Origin of the sequence: Lysobacter sp. M2-1, assembly GCF_022662495.1 — a bacterium.
In the GTDB taxonomy this organism is placed as follows: domain Bacteria; phylum Pseudomonadota; class Gammaproteobacteria; order Xanthomonadales; family Xanthomonadaceae; genus JAKPBU01.
Genome location: NZ_JAKPBU010000006.1, coordinates 59372 through 77432, shown reverse-complemented (window position 1 = coordinate 77432; position 18061 = coordinate 59372). Strand labels below are relative to the sequence as shown.

14 protein-coding genes are annotated in these 18061 nt (G+C 68.5%); 11 read left to right on the top strand and 3 right to left on the bottom strand.

Features of this window, described 5'->3' with window-relative positions; translation table 11 throughout:
* Nucleotides 1–184: 184 nt before the first annotated feature.
* From MC375_RS13075 to MC375_RS13065, 3 genes are all read left to right on the top strand, one after another.
* The gene (locus MC375_RS13075) at nucleotides 185–1258 is read left to right on the top strand and encodes an ABC transporter permease (protein ID WP_242103842.1); all 1074 of its coding nucleotides are present in this window, start codon (nucleotides 185–187) and stop codon (nucleotides 1256–1258) included.
* Nucleotides 1259–1267: 9 nt separating this feature from the next.
* Nucleotides 1268–2467 (top strand): HlyD family efflux transporter periplasmic adaptor subunit, encoded by a 1200-nt coding sequence (locus tag MC375_RS13070; RefSeq protein WP_242103841.1) that lies wholly within the window; start codon nucleotides 1268–1270, stop codon nucleotides 2465–2467.
* A gap of 273 nt (nucleotides 2468–2740) precedes the next feature.
* Nucleotides 2741–3163 (top strand): universal stress protein, encoded by a 423-nt coding sequence (locus MC375_RS13065; protein WP_242103840.1) that lies wholly within the window; start codon nucleotides 2741–2743, stop codon nucleotides 3161–3163.
* A 79-nt stretch (nucleotides 3164–3242) separates the two neighbouring features.
* Here MC375_RS13065 and MC375_RS13060 read toward each other — a convergent pair whose 3' ends face one another.
* Complete coding sequence (locus tag MC375_RS13060) at nucleotides 3243–3929, bottom strand: DUF2238 domain-containing protein (protein WP_242103839.1); 687 nt, start codon at nucleotides 3927–3929, stop codon at nucleotides 3243–3245.
* 22 nt (nucleotides 3930–3951) lie between these two features.
* The gene (locus MC375_RS13055; protein ID WP_242103838.1) at nucleotides 3952–5262 is read right to left on the bottom strand and encodes an alpha/beta fold hydrolase; all 1311 of its coding nucleotides are present in this window, start codon (nucleotides 5260–5262) and stop codon (nucleotides 3952–3954) included.
* Between the two features lie 144 nt (nucleotides 5263–5406).
* On the opposite strand from MC375_RS13055, the gene MC375_RS13050 reads away from it, so the two are divergent.
* Together MC375_RS13050 and MC375_RS13045 are read left to right on the top strand one after the other, a co-directional pair.
* A complete protein-coding gene (locus tag MC375_RS13050) occupies nucleotides 5407–6741 on the top strand; it encodes an erythromycin esterase family protein (protein ID WP_242103837.1) in 1335 nt (444 codons plus the stop codon).
* A gap of 2 nt (nucleotides 6742–6743) precedes the next feature.
* A complete protein-coding gene (locus MC375_RS13045) occupies nucleotides 6744–9278 on the top strand; it encodes an HAD-IC family P-type ATPase (RefSeq protein ID WP_242103836.1) in 2535 nt (844 codons plus the stop codon).
* 33 nt (nucleotides 9279–9311) lie between these two features.
* On the opposite strand, the gene galE is transcribed toward MC375_RS13045, so the two are convergent.
* Nucleotides 9312–10322, bottom strand: a complete 1011-nt coding sequence (gene galE / locus MC375_RS13040) for a UDP-glucose 4-epimerase GalE (protein ID WP_242103835.1) — start codon at nucleotides 10320–10322, stop codon at nucleotides 9312–9314.
* Nucleotides 10323–10455: 133 nt separating this feature from the next.
* On the opposite strand from galE, the gene MC375_RS13035 reads away from it, so the two are divergent.
* The 6 genes from MC375_RS13035 (at nucleotide 10456) to MC375_RS13010 (ending at nucleotide 17836) form a co-directional block, all read left to right on the top strand.
* The gene (locus MC375_RS13035; RefSeq protein ID WP_242103834.1) at nucleotides 10456–11478 is read left to right on the top strand and encodes an NAD-dependent epimerase; all 1023 of its coding nucleotides are present in this window, start codon (nucleotides 10456–10458) and stop codon (nucleotides 11476–11478) included.
* Between the two features lie 199 nt (nucleotides 11479–11677).
* On the top strand, nucleotides 11678–12304 hold the full coding sequence (locus MC375_RS13030) for an XrtA/PEP-CTERM system exopolysaccharide export protein (protein ID WP_242103833.1): 627 nt from the start codon (nucleotides 11678–11680) through the stop codon (nucleotides 12302–12304).
* The gene (locus MC375_RS13025) at nucleotides 12304–13890 is read left to right on the top strand and encodes an XrtA system polysaccharide chain length determinant (RefSeq protein ID WP_242103832.1); all 1587 of its coding nucleotides are present in this window, start codon (nucleotides 12304–12306) and stop codon (nucleotides 13888–13890) included. The genes MC375_RS13030 and MC375_RS13025 overlap by 1 nt, the downstream gene beginning before the upstream one ends.
* Nucleotides 13865–14653 carry a CpsD/CapB family tyrosine-protein kinase gene (locus MC375_RS13020; RefSeq protein WP_242103831.1) on the top strand — a complete coding sequence of 263 codons (789 nt, stop codon included), beginning with the start codon at nucleotides 13865–13867 and terminating at the stop codon, nucleotides 14651–14653. The genes MC375_RS13025 and MC375_RS13020 overlap by 26 nt, the downstream gene beginning before the upstream one ends.
* A 17-nt stretch (nucleotides 14654–14670) precedes the next feature.
* Nucleotides 14671–15975, top strand: coding sequence for a hypothetical protein (locus MC375_RS13015; protein WP_242103830.1), 1305 nt, complete (start codon nucleotides 14671–14673; stop codon nucleotides 15973–15975).
* 43 nt (nucleotides 15976–16018) lie between these two features.
* Nucleotides 16019–17836: a hypothetical protein gene (locus MC375_RS13010; RefSeq protein ID WP_242103829.1), complete on the top strand. Its 1818-nt coding sequence runs from the start codon at nucleotides 16019–16021 to the stop codon at nucleotides 17834–17836.
* Nucleotides 17837–18061 lie beyond the last annotated feature (225 nt).

Genomic DNA, 18061 nt, shown 5'->3' with positions numbered 1-18061 from the left:
GGGGGCGGGGGCGGGGCGCGGGCCGGGGGGGGGGGGGGGGCGCCCCCCCCCCCCCCCCCCCGCCGGGGGCCCGCCCCCCCCCCCCCCGGCGCAGGGCGACGCGCGACGGCTGGATCGCCACGCGCTGTTCCGGCGCCTGCGCGCGCCGCACCGATTGATCGCGCGCAGCGTGCTGCGGCGCCCGATGCGCACGGCATTGACCTGTCTGGGCCTGTCGCTGGGCACCGCGGTGATGATGCTCGGGCGCTTCCAGAGCGATGCGATCGGCCTGATGGTGGACCAGCAGTTTCGCCTCGCCAGTCGCCAGGACCTGGACGTGGCGTTCGTGGAGCCCGTATCGCAGCGCGCCCTGTCGGAACTGGTCGCGCTGCCGGGCGTCGTCGCCATAGAGCCACAGCGCGCCACAGCGGTCATCGTGCGCTATCGCGCCGCCAGCCATCGCACTGCGGTGATTGGCCTGCCGGACGGCGCCAGGCTGCGGCGTGCGCTGAACGAGCGGCAGCGTCCGATCCAGCCGCCACCGCGTGGGGTGATCGTCACCGACCGCCTGGCGCAGATGCTCGGTGCCGAACCAGGCGACCTGCTCGAATTCCAGACCCTCGAAGGCCGGCGTCGCACCCTGCGGTTGCGTCTGGCCGGACTGGTCGGCGAGCCGTTCGGCGTGCAGGCCTATCTGCCGCTGGATGCGCTCAACCGCCTGCTCGGCGACGGCGACCGGATGTCCGGCGTCGCGATGGCGGTGGACGCCGACGACCTGCCATCGCTGCTCGCGCAATTGCAGCGGCGCCCCCAGGTCGCGGCCATCGAGCAGCGCATGGTCGCGATCCGCAATTTCTACGACAACATGGCGTCGATGATCCTGGTCTTCACCCTGGTGGCGACTGCATTCGGTGTGGTGATCACCTCCGGCGTGGTCTACAGCAGCGCGCGCGTTGCCCTGTCCGAACGCGCCCGCGACCTCGCCAGCCTGCGCGTGCTCGGCTTCACCCGCCCGGAAGTGGTGTATCTGCTGCTCGGCGAGCTGGCGCTGTTGACTGCGTTTGCGCTGCCGCTGGGATTCGCCCTGGGTCATGCACTGATCGGGCTGATGGTGCTCGGTTTCGACTCCGACCTGTTCCGTGTGCCGCACTATGTGAGCCCGCCCACGTATGCCATTGCCGGGCTCGCAACCGTGCTGGCAGCGGCGCTGTCGGCACTGTTGGTGCGTCATCGCGTCCGGCGCCTGGATCTGATCGGCGTGCTCAAGGCGCGCGACTGAGGTGATGAGATGACCGCATCCGCCAATCACGTACCTCGTCGGCAGCTGTTCTGGCTGCTGCTGGCCGTCGTCGTCGGCATCGCCGCATGGGGGTTCTGGCCGCGCGCACTGCCAGTGGAAACGGCGCGGATCGCGCGTGGTCCGCTGACGGTGAGCTTCAACGAAGAGGCGCGCACCCGGCTGCACGATCGCTGGATGGTGAGCGCGCCGCTCCCGGGCGTGGTCGAACGGATCGTGCTGCGACCCGGCGACGCCGTCGCGGCCGGGCAAACGGTCGCGGTGCTGGTGCCGGCCCGCGCATCCCTGTTCGACCCCATGCGCCGTGCCGACGCGCAAGCGCGCGTCAGTTCGGCCATGCAGGCCGAAGCCGCGGCTTCAGCGGCGATCGTCGCGGCCGAAGCCGAACGGACCCGCAGCCGCGCCGAGCTTCGCCGCGCCTCAGCGCTGGCGGCCGACCGCCTGATCGCGCGCGCCGACCTGGATGCGATCCGCGCGGGCGCGGCATCCGCCGAAGCCGCCCTGCGCAGCGCGCGGGCACAGCGCGAGAGCGCTCGGATCGAACGCGATGCCGCGCGTGCGGTGCTGGCGTTGCAGGGCGCTCCCGGCGGCGACGCGCGAGTCGAGCTGCCGGCGCCGGTGGCCGGCCGCATCGTGCGACGCCTGGTGGAGAGCGCCACCCCCGTGCAGGCAGGCCAGCCGCTGCTCGAGATCGGCGATCCCCAGGCGATCGAGGTGATCGCGGAGGTGCTCACCACCGATGCGGTCCGGCTTTCGCCTGGAACCCCGGTGCAGTTCACCCGCTGGGGCGGCGATGCGCCCCTGCGCGGCCGGGTACAGACGGTCGAGCCCGGCGGATTCACCAAGGTATCCGCGCTCGGCGTCGAGGAGCAGCGCGTGCTGGTCGTGATGACGCTGCAAGATCCCGCTTCCGCGCGCGTCCGACTCGGTGACGGCTTTCGCCTGGAAGCGGAGTTCATCGTCTGGCAGTCGCCCGATGCGCTATCGGTTCCGACCGCAGCGCTGTTCCGCGATGGCGCACGGTGGGCCGTTTACGCCGTCGAAGAAGGACGTGCGCGCCTGCGGCACGTCACGATCGGCCGCATGGGCGACGACGCGGCGGAACTGAAAGCAGGGCTGCGCGAAGGCGACCAGGTGACCGTGTACCCGGGAGACACGGTGCGCGATCGGCGGCGCGTGCGCGGCGAATGAGGTCTCGATATGCCCGGCGCCAACGCGCCGACATGCCGGTCATTGCGCTGTGCCTGACCTCCATCGGTACATTGCGGTTCGCCGACGATTTGAAACCGGCAGTAAGCACCAGCGGTGGCCCGCGTTTGCGCGACAGGCGGGCCGAACTCAATGGCGCTGTCGCAGTTGTCCGGCGCTCGCGTTGACCCAGATCAACCGGGCTCATCAGCGCCTGTCGCAGACTTCCGTGCACCCGCCCGAGCCGGCGCCACGATGCATCGCCCAGGACATCCCATGAAGATCCTACTGGCCATAGACGGAAGCGAGTGCAGCCTCAGCGGGGTGCACTACCTCATCAAGCACCGCGGCATGTTCGGTGCCGACCCCACGTTGACCCTGGTCTACGTGGATACCCCGCTCGTCGAGCGCGCCCAGACCGTGCTGGGCACGCTGGGCGTGCAACAGGCGCACGAGGCCAACGCCCGGATGGCTTTCCTTCAAGCCACCCAATTGCTCGAAAATGCGGAGATCCCGCATGAAACGGTCATGAAGGTCGGCGAAGCGGGTCCGCGTATCGCCCGTTATGCGACCGACGAGGGCTACGACCTCGTCGTGATCGGCTCGCACGGTCACGGCGCACTGGCCGGACTGGTGCTCGGATCGGTGGTCACCAAGGTCCTGGCCGTCAGCACGGTGGCCGTGCTCGTCACCCGTTGAATTAGCCGGCATGCCGACCGTCTTCACGACCTGCAAGGCAGGTATGGCGGGAGAAAATTCTGGAATCCTGCAGGCGTGATCAGGCGCGCCTCGCCCATCGCGCACGCGGCCATCGAACTGCAACGACCCCGATCCCGGCTCCCGCCGCCGCCAGCGCCGCGTCCCTCTGCGCGTCCCAGATATCGCCCTGGGTGCCGAGATACGCCTGGCCGAGATCGCCGCCGAAGACCGCGGCGGCGCCCCACTCCACAAGCTCGTAGATCGTGGAATGCGACACCATGAACAGCAATGGCACCAGCCAGCGCCACACGCCGCGTTGAGGAGCGCGCGCGTCGAGCAGTTCGATCGCTGCGGGTGTGACCAGCAGGCCATAAAGGAAGTGCACCAGCCGGTCGAAATGATTGCGCTGCAGTCCTAGCGCCTCGCTCACGGTATGGCCGGTCAGCGCCTGCGCCCAGCCGTCGTAGGGCACATCGGAATAGGTGTAATGCGCGCCGACTGCGTGCAGCGACAGGAACGCGAACAGGCACGTATACGCAGTATCCGACAGTCGCAAACGCGGGTACGACCAAACCAGCAGCGGCACCGCAACGAACACCAGCAGGTTCTCCAGCAGCCAGTCCTGCCGGTACCAGGGCGCGAGCGCCAGCATCCCCCACCAGCCGGCGTACGCTGCGAGCAGCAACAGCGGGTAACGCGCACTGCGGCCCGCCACAGTTGGCTGCGAAGTGCGCGCGATCATCTGCGCGATTGCGTGCAAGTCCATTCGCGCAGATCCGCGCCAGACATCAGGCGCCCCGGTGCCGCGATTGCGACAACACTCGTGCCAGCCACTCCGCCGACGTCGTGGCCACCTGGGCAAGGGCGCCAGGTTCTTCGAACAGATGCGTCGCCCCGGGCACCACGATCAACTCGGCACGGGCGCCGATAAGCGCCAGCGCGGCACGGTTCAGCGCCAGCACCTCCTGATCGGCACCGCCCACCAGCAGCAGCGTGGGTGCGCGCACCCGCGACAGCGCTTCTTTGCCGGCCAGGTCGGGGCGACCACCCCGCGAAACCACGGCGTCGACATCGCCCGGACGTCGTGCCGCGACCACCAGCGCTGCCGCGGCCCCGGTGCTGGCCCCGAACAGCGCGATCGGCAGATCGCGCTGTGCCGACTCGTCCCGCGCCCAGCCCAGCGCCGCCTCCAGCCTGCGTGCGAGCAGCGCGATGTCGAAGCGCGCCGCACGATCGCGGTCCTCCTGCGGCGTGAGCAGGTCGAACAGCAGCGTTGCGAAGCCGCGCCGGTTCAGGGCCTCGGCGACGAACCGGTTGCGAGCGCTGTGGCGGCTGCTGCCGCTGCCGTGGGCGAAGACCACCAGACCCTTGGGGCTGCCCGGCGACCTCAGATCGCCATCGAGAACGTGACCGTCGGCGTGCAGATGCACGGTGTATTCCGGCACCGGTTGCGCGCCCATCCCGCCGCTCAACGCGGCCATGACCTCATCGTCCTCAACGCCGTGGAAATCTTGGTAGTAGCGCCCCACCGCGCCGAACGCCGGCGGCACGGCCAGCGCGACCACTTCGTCCGCAATCCGGCCGACCTGCGCCAGGCTCTCGCGTGCAGCGACCGGCACCGCGCAGACCAGATGCGCCGGATGTTGCGCCCGCACCGCGCGCAGCGCCGCGAGCATGGTGGCCCCGGTGGCAAGCCCATCGTCCACCACGATCACGGTGCGGCCCGCGGGCGCGAGGCCGGGCCGCCCGCCGCAGTAGCGGCTGCGCCGCTCGCGGATCAGGGCGAGCTGGCGACTGGCTTCGCGCTGCAGATAATCGCGGTCGGCGCCCGACCATTCCACGGCGGCCGCGTCCAGCATGAGTTCGCCGCGCTCGTCGATGGCGCCGATGGCGAATTCCGGGTTGTCCGGGGCGCCGAGCTTGCGCACCAGGATCACGTCGAGTTCGCCGTCCAGCGCATCGGCGATGATCCGCGCCATCGGCACGGCGCCGCGAGGGATTGCCAGGATCAGCGGATGAGTGCCCTGGAAACGGGACAAGGCCGCGGCCAGGCGTCTGCCGGCCTCGGCGCGGTCGCGGAACGGCAGCAATGCGTCCATGGGCCCTCCGGCGGGATTCGCCCGGGTGCGTACGGACATCGTTCCACCGTCATGACGGCCGGTATTGATCTTCGTCAACCTCCGGTCGCGGGTGCGGCGCGATCCTGTTCGCACCGGCATCCCCGGCATGCAAGAACTGTCCGCATGACGACGCGTTCCCCGCCACCGATGGACCTGCTCCGCGCCGGCTCGCAGGTGCTGGGCGACGGCGACCGCGACTATGACGCGCTGTTGTCGATGGTCGGCGATCGCGCTTTCGTGCTGCTGGGCGAGGCCAGCCACGGCACCCACGAGTTCTACGCGATGCGCGCCGCCATCACCCGCCGGCTGATCGCCGAGCAGGGTTTCGATGCGGTCGCGGTGGAGGCAGACTGGCCCGATGCGCTGCGCCTGGATCATTACGTCCACGGCAGCGACGATGACGCCCTCGATGAGGCGTTTGCCGACTTCCAGCGGTTTCCGACCTGGATGTGGCGCAACCATGATGTGCGCGCGTTCGTCGCGTGGTTGCGGGCGCATAACGCATCCAGGCCACTGACCGCGCGCGTGGGCTTCTACGGCCTGGACCTGTACAGCCTCTATCGCTCGGCCGAGGCGGTGATCGCCTATCTGGAGGACGTCGATCCGGACCAGGCGGCGGTGGCGCGCCGCGTCTACGCGTGCCTGGATCACGTGCGCGAGCCGCAGGAGTACGCCTACGAGGCCGCGCACGGCCTGCGGCCGAGCTGTCGCGACGGAGCCACCCGGCTGCTGACCGACTTGCTACGCTCAGGTCCCGCGTACGTGACCGACGACGGTCGTGGCGCGCGCGATGCGCAATTCTTCGCCGAGCGCAACGCACACGTCGTGCGCAACGCCGAGCGTTACTACCGCGAGACGTTCGGCGGTCGCGTGCATACCTGGAACCTGCGCGACACGCACATGGTCGAGACCCTGCTGGCACTCCGTGCGCACCTGCGCCGCGAGGGGCGTCGCGGGCGCATCGTCGTCTGGGCGCACAACTCGCATCTGGGCGATGCGCGCGCCACCGAGATGGGGCGACACGGCGAATGGAACGTCGGCCAGCTGGTACGCGAACAGGCAGGCGATGCGCAGGCCCTGCTGGTCGGATTCACCACTTACACCGGCCACGTCACCGCCGCACGCGATTGGGACGCGCCGGCCGAGCGACGCTGGGTACGGCCGGCGCACCCCGACAGCGTCGAGCACCTGTTCCGGCGCAGCGGCCGCGACCGGTTTTTCCTGCCGCTGCGAGGCGCCCTGCGCGAGGCGTTGTCGATTCCGATGCTGGAGCGCGCGATCGGCGTCGTCTACCGTCCCGAAACCGAACTGGCCAGCCATTACTTCGAGGCGTCGCTGGGCGCGCAGTTCGATGCGGTGTTCCATCTCGACGAGACGACCGCCGTCGAGCCGTTCGACGTCACCGCCCACTGGCAGCATCACGAAGAAGTCCCCGAGACCTGGCCCTCGGGCCTCTAGCGATGGCGAGCATCGATCCGCACCCCCCTGCCACGACAGGACTATCGGCCGCGGAGGCGGCGCGGCGCCTGTCGCGCGACGGCCCCAATGCCCTGCCGCAGCGCGACCGTCGCCGCTGGCCCCAACTGTTGATCGGGGTGCTGCGCGAACCGATGCTGGTACTGCTGATTGCCGCGTCGGCGATCTATCTGATCGTCGGCGAACTGCGCGATGCGATGATGCTGGCGGCGTCGGTGCTGATGGTGGTGGCGCTGACGCTGTACCAGGAGTGGCGCTCGGAGCGTGCGCTGCAGGCGTTGCGTGAGCTCGCCAGTCCGAGCGCGGTCGTGCGCCGCGACGGCGCCTTGCAACGGGTGCCCGCGACATCGCTGGTGGTCGGAGACGTGGTGCGGGTCGCCGAAGGCGATCGCGTCCCGGCCGATGCCCGGTTGCTGGAGAGCAGCGACCTGCATGTCGACGAATCGCTGTTGACCGGCGAGTCGGCGCCGGTCGCACACTCGGTCGATGGAGAGGTCAGCGACGCAGCGATCCATGCCGGTACCCTGGTGGTCCGCGGACAGGCGAACGCGGAGGTGACTGCGACCGGTGGGCGCACGGAGATCGGCCGCATCGGCGCCAGTATCGCCACATTGCGCGATCAGCCGACGCCGCTGCAGCGTGAAATCCGCCGCTTGGTGGCATGGTTCGCGGCGATCAGCTTCGCCGTGTGCCTGGCGGTGGTCGCGCTCTATGTCTCGCTGCGCGGCGGCTGGCTCGACGCACTGCTCGCCGGCATCACGCTGGCGATGGCGACGATCCCGGAGGAATTTCCGGTCGTACTGACCGTCTTCCTGGCGCTGGGCGCATGGCGGATGGCGCGGCACCGCGTCCTGGTGAGGCGCCCTCCGGCGATCGAGGCCCTGGGTGCGGTGACCGTGCTCTGCACCGACAAGACCGGGACGCTCACCGAGAACCGGATGACGCTGGCGCGCCTGGTGGTGGCGGATCGCGCCATCGCCATGGGAAACGAGGCACTCGACGCCGGAGCACAGGCGTTGTTGCACAGCGCTGCGCTGGCCAGCGATGCCGACGGACATGACCCGATGGACCGCGCCATTCATGCGCAGGCGACCGCACGGCTCGCAGCACGCGTTTCGGGGATATGCCTGAAACGTTACCCGGTGACCCCGTCGCTCCCGGTCTACGCGATCGCCTGGCGCATGCCCGATCGCGACGGCGCGTTGCTCGCATGCAAGGGAGCGCCGGAGAGCGTGGCCTCGCTGTGCGCGCTCCCGCCCGAGGAACTCCGCGACGTGCTGGCCGCGGCCGCGTCCATGGCCGCGGAAGGCCTTCGGGTGCTGGCCGTGGCCGAGGCCAGGATCGGCGCTGGCGATGCGACAACGGTGCGCCCGCCCGAGACATTGCAGGGCACGCCGTTCGTATGGCACGGGCTGCTCGGCCTGGCCGATCCGCTGCGCAACGAGGTGCCGGCCGCCGTCGCCGAAGCGCGTTCGGCCGGCGTACGGGTGGTGATGCTTACCGGCGACCACATCGAAACGGCACGCGCGATCGCGGCCGCGGCCGGGATCTCGGACCGCCCGGATGTGGCCCTGGGCAGCGAGATCGAGCGCCTTCACGACGACGCTCTGCGCGACCTGCTGGCACGCACCGATGTATTCGCGCGCGTGCGCCCTGAACACAAGCTGCGCCTGGTGCAGGCGCTGCAGCGCAACGGCGAGGTGGTGGCGATGACCGGCGATGGCGTCAACGACGCTCCCGCGCTCGCGGCCGCGCACGTCGGTGTGGCGATGGGCAAACGCGGCACAGACGTGGCTCGCGAGTCGGCGGCGATCGTGCTGCTCGACGACGATTTCGTGTCGGTGGTGCGTGCGATCCGGATGGGCCGCACCATCTACGCCAACATCCGCCGCGCGGCGCGCTACATCATCGCCGTGCACGTGCCGATCACCGGCCTCGCCCTGCTGCCGCTGCTGCTGGGTACTCCGTTGGTGCTGCTGCCACTGCATGTGGTGTTCCTGGAAATGATCATCGACCCGGCCAGTTCGATCGTGCTCGAACGGGAACCCCCTGCGCCGGACCTTATGCGCCGCCCACCGCGCCTGGCCACGGCGCGCCTGATCGACCTGCGCACTTTCGCCGCCAGCCTGGTGCGCGGACTGGTGGTGCTGGGCGTGGTGGCGGCGGTATACCTCGTTACGATCGCAGCTGGCAGGGTGCATGCCGAAGCAGCGGCACTCGCGTTCGCATCGCTGGTATGCGGCAACCTCGGCCTGGTGATGCTGCATCGCGCCCGGCCCTTGCCCGGCCGCCTCCTGCACGCGCGCAACGCCGCGTTCCGGATCGTTGCCGCAGCCGCGCTGGCGGCGATCGCCGCGATCGCCCTGCTGCCGGCGCCTGCTCACTGGTTCGGCTTCGTGCCCGTCACCGCGACCTGGCTGGCCGCGGCAGCGGCGTTGCCGCTAGCCGGGTTGGCGCTGCTGAAGGTGTTTTCGCGGAAGTCGCCTGATGCAGTGGAACGTGTTGACGCACATTCCTAGTCGCTGCGGACTGAGCGCAGCCCCGATCCCGACCTAGCGATATCCCAGCGGATTCAGCGATTGCCAGCGCCACGCGTCGCGGCACATGGCTTGCACGTCGTGCTCGGCCGCCCATCCCAGCAACCTTTGCGCCAGGGATGGGTCCGCATACACCTCGGCAACGTCGCCCTGGCGCCTGTCGCTGATCTCGTACGGTATTTCGCGACCGCTGGCCTGCTCGAACGCCCGGACCAGCTGGAGCACGCTGACGCCCTGCCCGGTCCCCAGGTTGATGGTGTCGGTGCGGCGGGTATCCATCAGGTAGTCCAGCGCGTCGACGTGCGCGCGCGCCAGGTCCATGACGTGGATGTAGTCGCGGATGCCCGTGCCATCGCTGGTCGGCCAGTCGCCACCGTAGACCTGCAGCCTCGGCAGCCTGCCCGATGCGACCTGGCAGATATAGGGCATGAGGTTGGCAGGGATTCCGCTGGGATCCTCGCCGATGCTCCCCGAGCCGTGGGCGCCGACCGGATTGAAATAGCGCAGATTGATCGCGCTGAAACTCTCGTCCGCGGCGCACAGGTCGCCGATGAGCTGTTCCATCACCAGCTTGGTCCTGCCGTAGGGATTGCTCGCCGACAGCCGCGCGTCCTCCCGTACCGGGACCCGCTCGGGCGAGCCGTAGACAGTCGCCGAGGAGCTGAAGACCAGCCGCTTGACCCCGGCCGCGCACATCGCCTGCAGCAGGTTGATGGTCCCGTTGATGTTGTTCTCGAAGTAGTCCAGCGGCCGTTCGCACGACTCGCCCACCGCCTTGAGGGCGGCGAAATGGACCACCGAATCGAAACGCCCGGACGCCAGCAGGCCCCCGATCTGCGCGCGGTCGCGCAAGTCGACGCGGTGCGACTCGAACGGACGCCCGCACAGCCGTGCCAGCCGCTCGAGCACGACGGGCGAGCTGTTGACGAAACTGTCGGCGATCACGACCTCATGGCCGCGTTCCGCCAGCACCACGCAGGCATGACTGCCTATGTAGCCGGCGCCGCCGCAAACCAGGACACGCATCGGGATTCCGCTCTCCGCCAGGGATTCCCTAGCCATAACGCAGGCGGCGGCCATTGCCGGCCTGTCCTGCCGCCCCGGCGCTTTGCGTTGTCCACAGCATCGCCGTGATCCGGCCAGCGAACCTCCCGCCTACATGCGCATACTTGTCACCGGCGCCGCCGGCTTCATCGGATCCAGGCTCAGCCAGCGCCTGCTGGAGCGGGGCGACGAGGTCCTCGGCTACGACAACGTCAACGCCTACTACGATCCCACCCTGAAGGAAGCGCGCCTCGCCCAGCTGCTGCCGAAGCGCGGCTTCCGGTTCGTGCGGGCGGGGCTCGAGGACAGGCCGGCGCTGGACGCCGCGTTCGCGGGTTTCTCTCCCGACCGGGTCGTCAACCTGGCCGCCCAGGCCGGCGTGCGCTATTCGCTGGAGAATCCGCAGGCGTACGTGGACAGCAACATCACCGGCTTCCTCAACGTGCTCGAAGCCTGCCGGCACCGGGGCGTCGAGCACCTGGTCTACGCGTCATCGAGCTCGGTCTACGGCGCCAACCGCAAGCTGCCGTTTGCGGTGGAGGACGGCGTCGATCACCCCGTCAGCATGTATGCGGCCACGAAGAAGGCCAACGAGCTGATGGCGCATACCTACAGCCACCTGTTCGGCTTGCCGACAACGGGACTGCGCTTCTTCACCGTCTACGGCCCATGGGGCCGGCCCGACATGGCCCTGTTCCTGTTTACCCGCAAGATCCTGGCGGGCGAGCCGATCGACGTGTTCAACCACGGCCGCCACACCCGCGATTTCACCTATATCGACGACATCGTCGAAGGCGTGATCCGCACGCTGGACCGGGTGCCGGGAGCCGATCCTGCTTACGACGCACTTGCGCCCTCCCCCGCCACCTCCAGCGCGCCGTTCCGGGTGTACAACATCGGCAACCACCAGCCGGTCGAGCTGCTGCGCTACATCGAGGTCCTTGAAGAGTGCCTGGGCCGCAAGGCGCACAAGCACCTGTTGCCGCTGCAGCCGGGCGACGTGCCCGATACCTGCGCCGACGTGAGCGCTCTGATGCGCGATACCGGCTATTCGCCGTCCACGCCGGTCGAAGTCGGGGTCGCGCGGTTCGTGGAGTGGTACCGCGACTATTACGGCAGCCAGCGTCGCGCCGCCTGACTCCTGCACGGGCGAACTGCCCGGCAACAACGGTTCGCGCCGGTGCATCTTGAAGGCGGCCGCTCGGTGCCTTCGAACGCGTGCCGCGTTCCCGTTCCACTGGTGATCTGCACCGCGCCGTCACCGCAAACCGGCCGCATGTCCCCATGGCGTTGCGTTTCGCGTTCTCTGGAAGAACAACGACGCCATGGGGTCAGTCATGCGGTTCATCTGGAGTACTCATGCGGTCCTGTCGATCGGATTGCTCGCAGGATGCGCGACGGGCGGCACCACCAACGCACCGCCGCCTGCCGAAGTCGCGGTCACCTCGGTCGAGGCCTACAAGATCGGCGTCGACGACATCGTCCAGGTGTCCGTCTGGCGCAACCCGGAACTGGGCATCACGGTGCCGGTCCGTCCCGACGGAAAGATTTCGGTGCCCCTGGTAGGCGACGTGGACGCCGGTGGCCGCACTCCGGACGAAGTGGCCAAGGACATTCAGGAGAAGCTCAGCCAGTTCGTGCGCGAGCCGCAGGTCGCGGTGATCCTGACCGACCTGCGCAGCCACGAATATCTTTCGCGGGTGCGCGTAACCGGCGCGGTGCGACAGCCCATATCGGTGCCCTTCCGACCCGGCATGACGGTGCTTGATGCGGTGCTGGCCGCGGGCGGGCTGACCGAATTCGCCGCACCCGACCGCTCCGAGCTGTATCGCAAGGCCGGCGAAGGCGAATCCACGACGATGCACCAGGTCCGGCTGGACCGCATCCTCAATCACGGGGACCTGGCGACCAACTACGCAGTCGCGCCGGGCGACGTGATCACGATCCCGGAGCGTGCGTTCTGATGAGCCAGATCGCATTGCCCGCGCGGCGCGGCGCGACGCCCGCGCACGCTCACAACGCGCTTCCGCCGGTCGAACTGGTACCGATCCTGTGGCAGGAAGCCAAACGTTACCAGGTGGTCCTGGTCACCATCTTCGCCGTCATCGCCCTTGCGGTGCTGCTGGTGGGCATGTTCGTCCTGCCGCAGAAGTACACGGCTTCCACGACCATCCTGGCGCAGGACAGCGGCATCATCCAGCCTCTGCTCGAAGGCCGGGCGGTCGCGACCGGAGTGGTGGACCGGGCCGGCATCGCCCGCCAGGTCGTGTACGGGCGCAAGGTCATGCACGGCATCCTCGAAGCCGGAGGATGGCTGGACCAGAAGCCAGATCCAATCGAGCAGGACAAGCTGATCGAGGACATCCGCGGCAACACGCGCATCACGGCCCCGCGCGAGAACCTCGTCCAGATCACCTACAGCGACTCCGAGCCCGAACGCACCTTCCGCGTCACCCAGCGCCTGGCCGACCTGTTCATCGAGGAAAGCCTGGCCAACAAGGAGCGCGAGAGCCGCGAGGCCTACGAATTCATCAGCAAGCAGGTGAGCGCGTACCACAAGAAGCTCACCGATGCGGAAGACAATCTGCAGCGCTATCGCTCGGAAAACGCGGATGCGCAACCGGGCAGCGCCACCGACGTGAACACGCGCATCACGGCCCTGCGTACCCAGGTCGAACAGGCGCGGATGGAACTGATGGAGCAGCGCTCGCGCGAAAGCGCGCTCGGCTCGCAGATGTCCGGCGAGTCGGCCATTACCGCGGTGCAGACCCGCGAGAGCCTGTACCGGACCCAGCTGCTGGAGCTGCAAAGCCAGCTCGATACCCTGCTGCTGAGCTTCACCGAGCAACACCCGGACGTGGTGCGGATCCGCCACCAGATGGCCGACATCCAGACTGCGATGCAACAGGATGCCGAGCGCCGCGACCGGACCGGAAACGACGGCCCACTGGGCGATACCCAGCTCAACCCGCACTACCAGGAACTGCGCAGCCAGCTGTCCGAGGTCAGGCGCGAAGCGGCGGCCACTGCTTCGCGGATGGGCGCCTCGCAGGAACTGCTCGACCAGGAGCTCGGGCGCAGCCGGCGCATCGCCGCTTCCGAAAGCACTCTGGCCGAGCTGACCAGGGATTACGAGGTTAACCGCGACATCTACCAGGATCTGCTGCGCCGGCGCGAGAACGCCCGCGTTTCGATGGAACTCGACCAGGAGAAGCGCGGCCTGACGATGCGGATCCAGGATCCGGCGAGCATGCCGCTGCGCCCCAGCGGCTTGCGCCTGGCGCACTTCGCGGGCGGCGGGCTGCTGGCCGCCATGGCGATTCCGCTGGCACTGCTGTTCGTACGGGTGCGCTTCGATCCGCGGATCCGGTCGGCGCGCCAGCTCGAGCGCCGCAATTCCGCATGGCCGGTTCTGACGGTCGTGCCGCGCTATCTCACCGCACGCGATCGCAGGCGTGAACTCGGGCGCATGGCCCTGAGCGCATCGATCTTCCTCTTCGTCATGCTGGCGTTTGGATTCGCATATGGCTATCGACAACTCAACGCCTGACGCCTTCGGCGTGCCTGCGCGCGGAACGGAGGCGCCTGCACCCGCAGGCTCGGATCTGACCGATACCTCGCCCGCGGGACGTTCGATCGTCGCCGGCGCGGGCTCCCAAGCATTGACCCCGCGGCAGCTCGAGGATCGGCGCCTGATCCACCGCGACGAGTCGATGCGCGAGCAGGCCGATGCGTTCCGCGAGCTCCGGACGCGACTGCTGGCGCTGGGCGGCGATCGCAACTTCGTAACCCTGGTGGCGCCGGTGCGCTACGGCTGCGGCGGCAGTTTCGTGGCCCGCAACCTGGCCGCGGCCTTCGCCTTCGACGAAACCAAGACCGCCCTGCTGATCGATTGCGACGCCCGGCATCCGGCCCAGAGCGCCGCCCTGCGCATCGATATGTCCGGGGGCGGGCTGATGGAGTATCTGGAAAATCCGGAAAGCGACCTCGCCAGCGCGATCTACCCGACCGGGCTGCCACGGCTGCAGGTCGTGCCCGTGGGGCATACGCGCGAAACCAGCGGCGAGGCCTTCAGCTCGTTCCGCATGCGCGCGATGATCGATTCGCTGCGGTCGCGTCACCCCGACCGCTATCTGATCCTGGACGCGCCGCCGGTAGAGGGCGCGCCCGACGCGCGCATCCTCTCCGACCTGGCCGACATGGTGGTGATCGTCGCCGGCTACGGCCGGGTCACGCCCGAAGCCATCGACAAGGCCGTCGCGGTATTCCCCGCCGGCAAGGTCGCCGGCGTCGTGTTCAACGAACGCCCGTAGCGGGCCGGGGAATTCGCATGGCAACCAGGTTTCTCGGTGCGACGCTGCTTTCCTCCGCGCTTCTGGCATGCCTGCCGGGCACGGCGCAGGCCTTCAGGGTCGACTACAACATCGACTTCGGGATCGAACGCAACGACAACCTGCTGCTGACGCCGGACGACGAGGTCGAGACCACGATCCTGCGGCCCGGCTTCGGGTTCACGATGACCCAGGAGTCCTCGACCTGGCAGGCCGAATTCACAGGGCGCGGCGAATATCTGGACTACCGCGACGACCGGTTCGACGACACCTTCGAAGGAGTGCTTACCGGCCGGCTCAACTGGGTGATCGTGCCCGAACGGCTGAGCTTCACCGTCGAGGACGATCTGAGCATACAACCGGTGGACACCCTGCTTCCGGATACGCCCGGGAACCGTCAGGAAGTCAACGTGTTCGCAGCCGGACCCACGCTGCTGTTCGACCTCGGGCAGACCCTGCGTGGCGCGGCGGAACTGCGCTACATCAACAGCGATGCCGAGATCACCGACGAGTTCAATTCGAGCCGGGTCAACCTGGCCCTGCGTGCGATCAAGGAACTCAGCCCGACATCAGACGTCTCGGCCAACCTGCAGATGCAGCGGGTCGACTTCGAGCGCGACCTCGTCGCCCGCGACTACGATCGCAACGACCTGTTCGCACGCTACACACGCAGGATGGCGTCGACCGAGTTCGCGATCGATGCCGGCATCTCCAGGATCGAGTATCGCGACGGCGGCGGCAGCCGCTCGGAGCCGCTGCTGCGGGTCGAGGGCACCTGGCATTCGGGCGAGCGCCATCACATCACCCTGCGGGCATCGAGCCAGTTCTCCGATACCGCGAGCGATGCGCTGGCCGGCATCGATCCGACCAGTGTCGTTCCCGGCAGCATCCCCATCGGCGAGGCCGTGGTGAACGCATCGCCGTACGAGGAGCGCGGCCTGGACCTGCAGTACCGGTTCACGAGCCCGCGGGTGACGGCGATCTTCGCGCCCTACTACAACCGCCTGCGCTACGTCGACACCGACGAGTTCGACCAGAACACCTACGGCGCACGCGGCGACGTGAGCTGGCAGCTGCGACCCAGGCTTGATGCCGGCGTGTACGGCGCGATCGGACGCGTCTCCTACCTGCGCACGGATCGCGAGGACGAAACCCGGGAGATCGGCGCCTACGCCAGCTACGACTGGACACGACATCTGAGCACGCGGTTGAGCGTGCTGCGCCATGAACGCGACATTTCCGTCGCCGGCGAGGATGCCAGGCAGAACATCATCCTGCTGACGTTCCGCTACCAGAACCGTTGAAGCGGCGCGCATGTGTCGCCCCGCGACCAAGGAATGCACGCCCATGCCGACCTGTGCCCTGCTCCTGTCCGCCCTGCTTGCTTCCGGATGCGGCGCAAGCCAGCCTCCGCAGCCCACCGTCGTCGCACCCCAGGAGCAACCGCCTGCGCCGGCGGCAGACCAGACCCAGCCCGAACCCGCCGGTGCGACCGATAGTGCGCCGGTGGCGGCTGGCATCGCGCTCGACCTGGACTATGTGGACCGCAAATCGCCTGCATTCGGAAGATTCAAGCGCTGGGTCGACGCGGCGGTGGGCGGCAATCCGGGATACGCGTTCGCCGCCGGCGACGCGGCCATCCTTTACCGGCTGACCCAGAAGCAGGCGTACTGCGATCTCGCGGTGCGGATGGTCGAGCAGCAGGTTTCCGAAGCCGAGGCCGCCATCGCGGGCGGCGGCAAGCCGCCGATCTCCGGTGACTCCTATCTGGAGGTCGGCCCGCGCGTCGCCGACCTGTCCCTGGCGCTGGACACCTGCAAGGAACAGATCGATGCCAGCCAGCGCAAGCGCTGGTCGGATTACGCCGAGCAGGCGGTCTGGAACGTCTGGAACCACGGATCCGCAAAATGGGGCGACAAGCCGCATCCCTGGACCGGCTGGTCGGTCGACAACCCCGGCAACAATTACTACTACAGCTTCGTGGAAGCGACCATGTACTGGGCGCTGGCCAGCGGCAGCAGCAAGTGGATGGCCTTCCTCCGGGACAAGAAGCTTCCGCCGCTGCAGGCCTATTACAAGAAGCTGTCCGGCGGCGGCAGCCTGGAAGGCACCGGCTACGGCGCGGCGCACATGCGCCTGTTCTCGCTGTACCGGCTCTGGCGCGATGCCACGGGACAGGACCTGGCCAATGCCAACCCCCATGTCAGCGACAGCATCGCCTACTGGGTGCATGCGACGGTGCCAACGCTGGACCGGTTCGCGCCGATCGGCGACCAGTCGCGCAACTCTGTGCCCGAGCTCTACGACTACCACCGCAGGCTGGTGCTGGAAGCGAGGCAACTGACCCGCGATCCCGCGCGCCAGGCGATGGCGTCGTGGTGGCTCAACAACATCTCGCTGCGCGAAATGAGCGGCTTCAATTCCCTCTACGACCTGCTGCCTGCCGGCAAGGGCGATGAGCCGCCGACCGCGCTGTTCCATCACGCGGAGGGCGTTGGCCATCTCTTCGCCCGCAGCGGCTGGGATCGCGATGCCATGTGGCTCGCGGTGGTCGCCGGTCCCTACAACGAAAGCCATGCGCACCAGGAACAGGGCGGGTTCACCCTGTTCGCGCGCGACTGGCTTGCGGTGAGCGAGAACATCTGGAGCCACAGCGGCATCCAGCAGGGTACCGAAACCAACAACGTGCTGCGCTTCGAACGCAGCGCGCCGATCAGCGGCCAATGCATGGCCCCGGCGAACGATCGCATCGTGCACCAGTGCGAGCAGCCCGGCAGCCGCGCGCGCATGACGGTGGAGCAGCAGTCGGGGGGCGGTCTCGCGATCGATGCCGACCTCACCGGTGCCTACGCGGGGAATCCTGCGGTCAAGGAGTGGCGCAGGCGCTTCGAGTTCGGTGGGCGCAAGCTGCGGGTCACCGACCGCTTTTTGCTCGGGCCGGATACCAAGGCATTCTTCCAGGTCAATGTGCCGGTCGAACCCCGGATCCAGGGCAGCGAGGCCGTCGCGGGCAAGCTTCGGATTCGCGTGCTCGAGCCTGCCGGCGCGGTGCTTACCGCGCACGAGTGGAGCACGGTCGATGGCCAGGAATTCCGCAGGGGCTGGCGGGTCGATGCCGCCGGCGGCCAGACGGGATACGTGGTCGAACTGAGCGAAACCGATTAGGGCCTGTTAACGCTATCCGGGCGCCATCACCATCCGTCGACTAGTCCCGAACCACCCTGCGCCGTTGGCAGTCGCGCGGGTTTGAAGTTATCCTGCGCGCGGTCCGCGGCGACTCAGACGACGAGCCGACGGGCAAGATCTTTGGATCGTGATGCGCCGTGTCGCTGCGCCTGGAGGCGTGGACACGCAGGGGGCGCGGACCACCGCTGGCAGGACGCCCCTTGG

What these genes read in the sequence shown, in the direction of transcription:
- MC375_RS13035 (WP_242103834.1), top strand. Translation starts at nt 10,456, where the DNA reads ATGCGCATACTTGTCACCGGCGCCGCCGGCTTCATCGGATCCAGGCTC.
- MC375_RS13065 (WP_242103840.1), top strand. Translation starts at nt 2,741, where the DNA reads ATGAAGATCCTACTGGCCATAGACGGAAGCGAGTGCAGCCTCAGCGGG.
- MC375_RS13010 (WP_242103829.1), top strand. Translation starts at nt 16,019, where the DNA reads ATGCCGACCTGTGCCCTGCTCCTGTCCGCCCTGCTTGCTTCCGGATGC.
- MC375_RS13050 (WP_242103837.1), top strand. Translation starts at nt 5,407, where the DNA reads ATGACGACGCGTTCCCCGCCACCGATGGACCTGCTCCGCGCCGGCTCG.
- MC375_RS13075 (WP_242103842.1), top strand. Translation starts at nt 185, where the DNA reads ATGCGCACGGCATTGACCTGTCTGGGCCTGTCGCTGGGCACCGCGGTG.
- MC375_RS13015 (WP_242103830.1), top strand. Translation starts at nt 14,671, where the DNA reads ATGGCAACCAGGTTTCTCGGTGCGACGCTGCTTTCCTCCGCGCTTCTG.
- MC375_RS13060 (WP_242103839.1), bottom strand. Translation starts at nt 3,929, where the DNA reads ATGGACTTGCACGCAATCGCGCAGATGATCGCGCGCACTTCGCAGCCA.
- MC375_RS13025 (WP_242103832.1), top strand. Translation starts at nt 12,304, where the DNA reads ATGAGCCAGATCGCATTGCCCGCGCGGCGCGGCGCGACGCCCGCGCAC.
- galE (WP_242103835.1), bottom strand. Translation starts at nt 10,322, where the DNA reads ATGCGTGTCCTGGTTTGCGGCGGCGCCGGCTACATAGGCAGTCATGCC.
- MC375_RS13045 (WP_242103836.1), top strand. Translation starts at nt 6,744, where the DNA reads ATGGCGAGCATCGATCCGCACCCCCCTGCCACGACAGGACTATCGGCC.
- MC375_RS13020 (WP_242103831.1), top strand. Translation starts at nt 13,865, where the DNA reads ATGGCTATCGACAACTCAACGCCTGACGCCTTCGGCGTGCCTGCGCGC.
- MC375_RS13055 (WP_242103838.1), bottom strand. Translation starts at nt 5,262, where the DNA reads ATGGACGCATTGCTGCCGTTCCGCGACCGCGCCGAGGCCGGCAGACGC.
- MC375_RS13030 (WP_242103833.1), top strand. Translation starts at nt 11,678, where the DNA reads ATGCGGTTCATCTGGAGTACTCATGCGGTCCTGTCGATCGGATTGCTC.
- MC375_RS13070 (WP_242103841.1), top strand. Translation starts at nt 1,268, where the DNA reads ATGACCGCATCCGCCAATCACGTACCTCGTCGGCAGCTGTTCTGGCTG.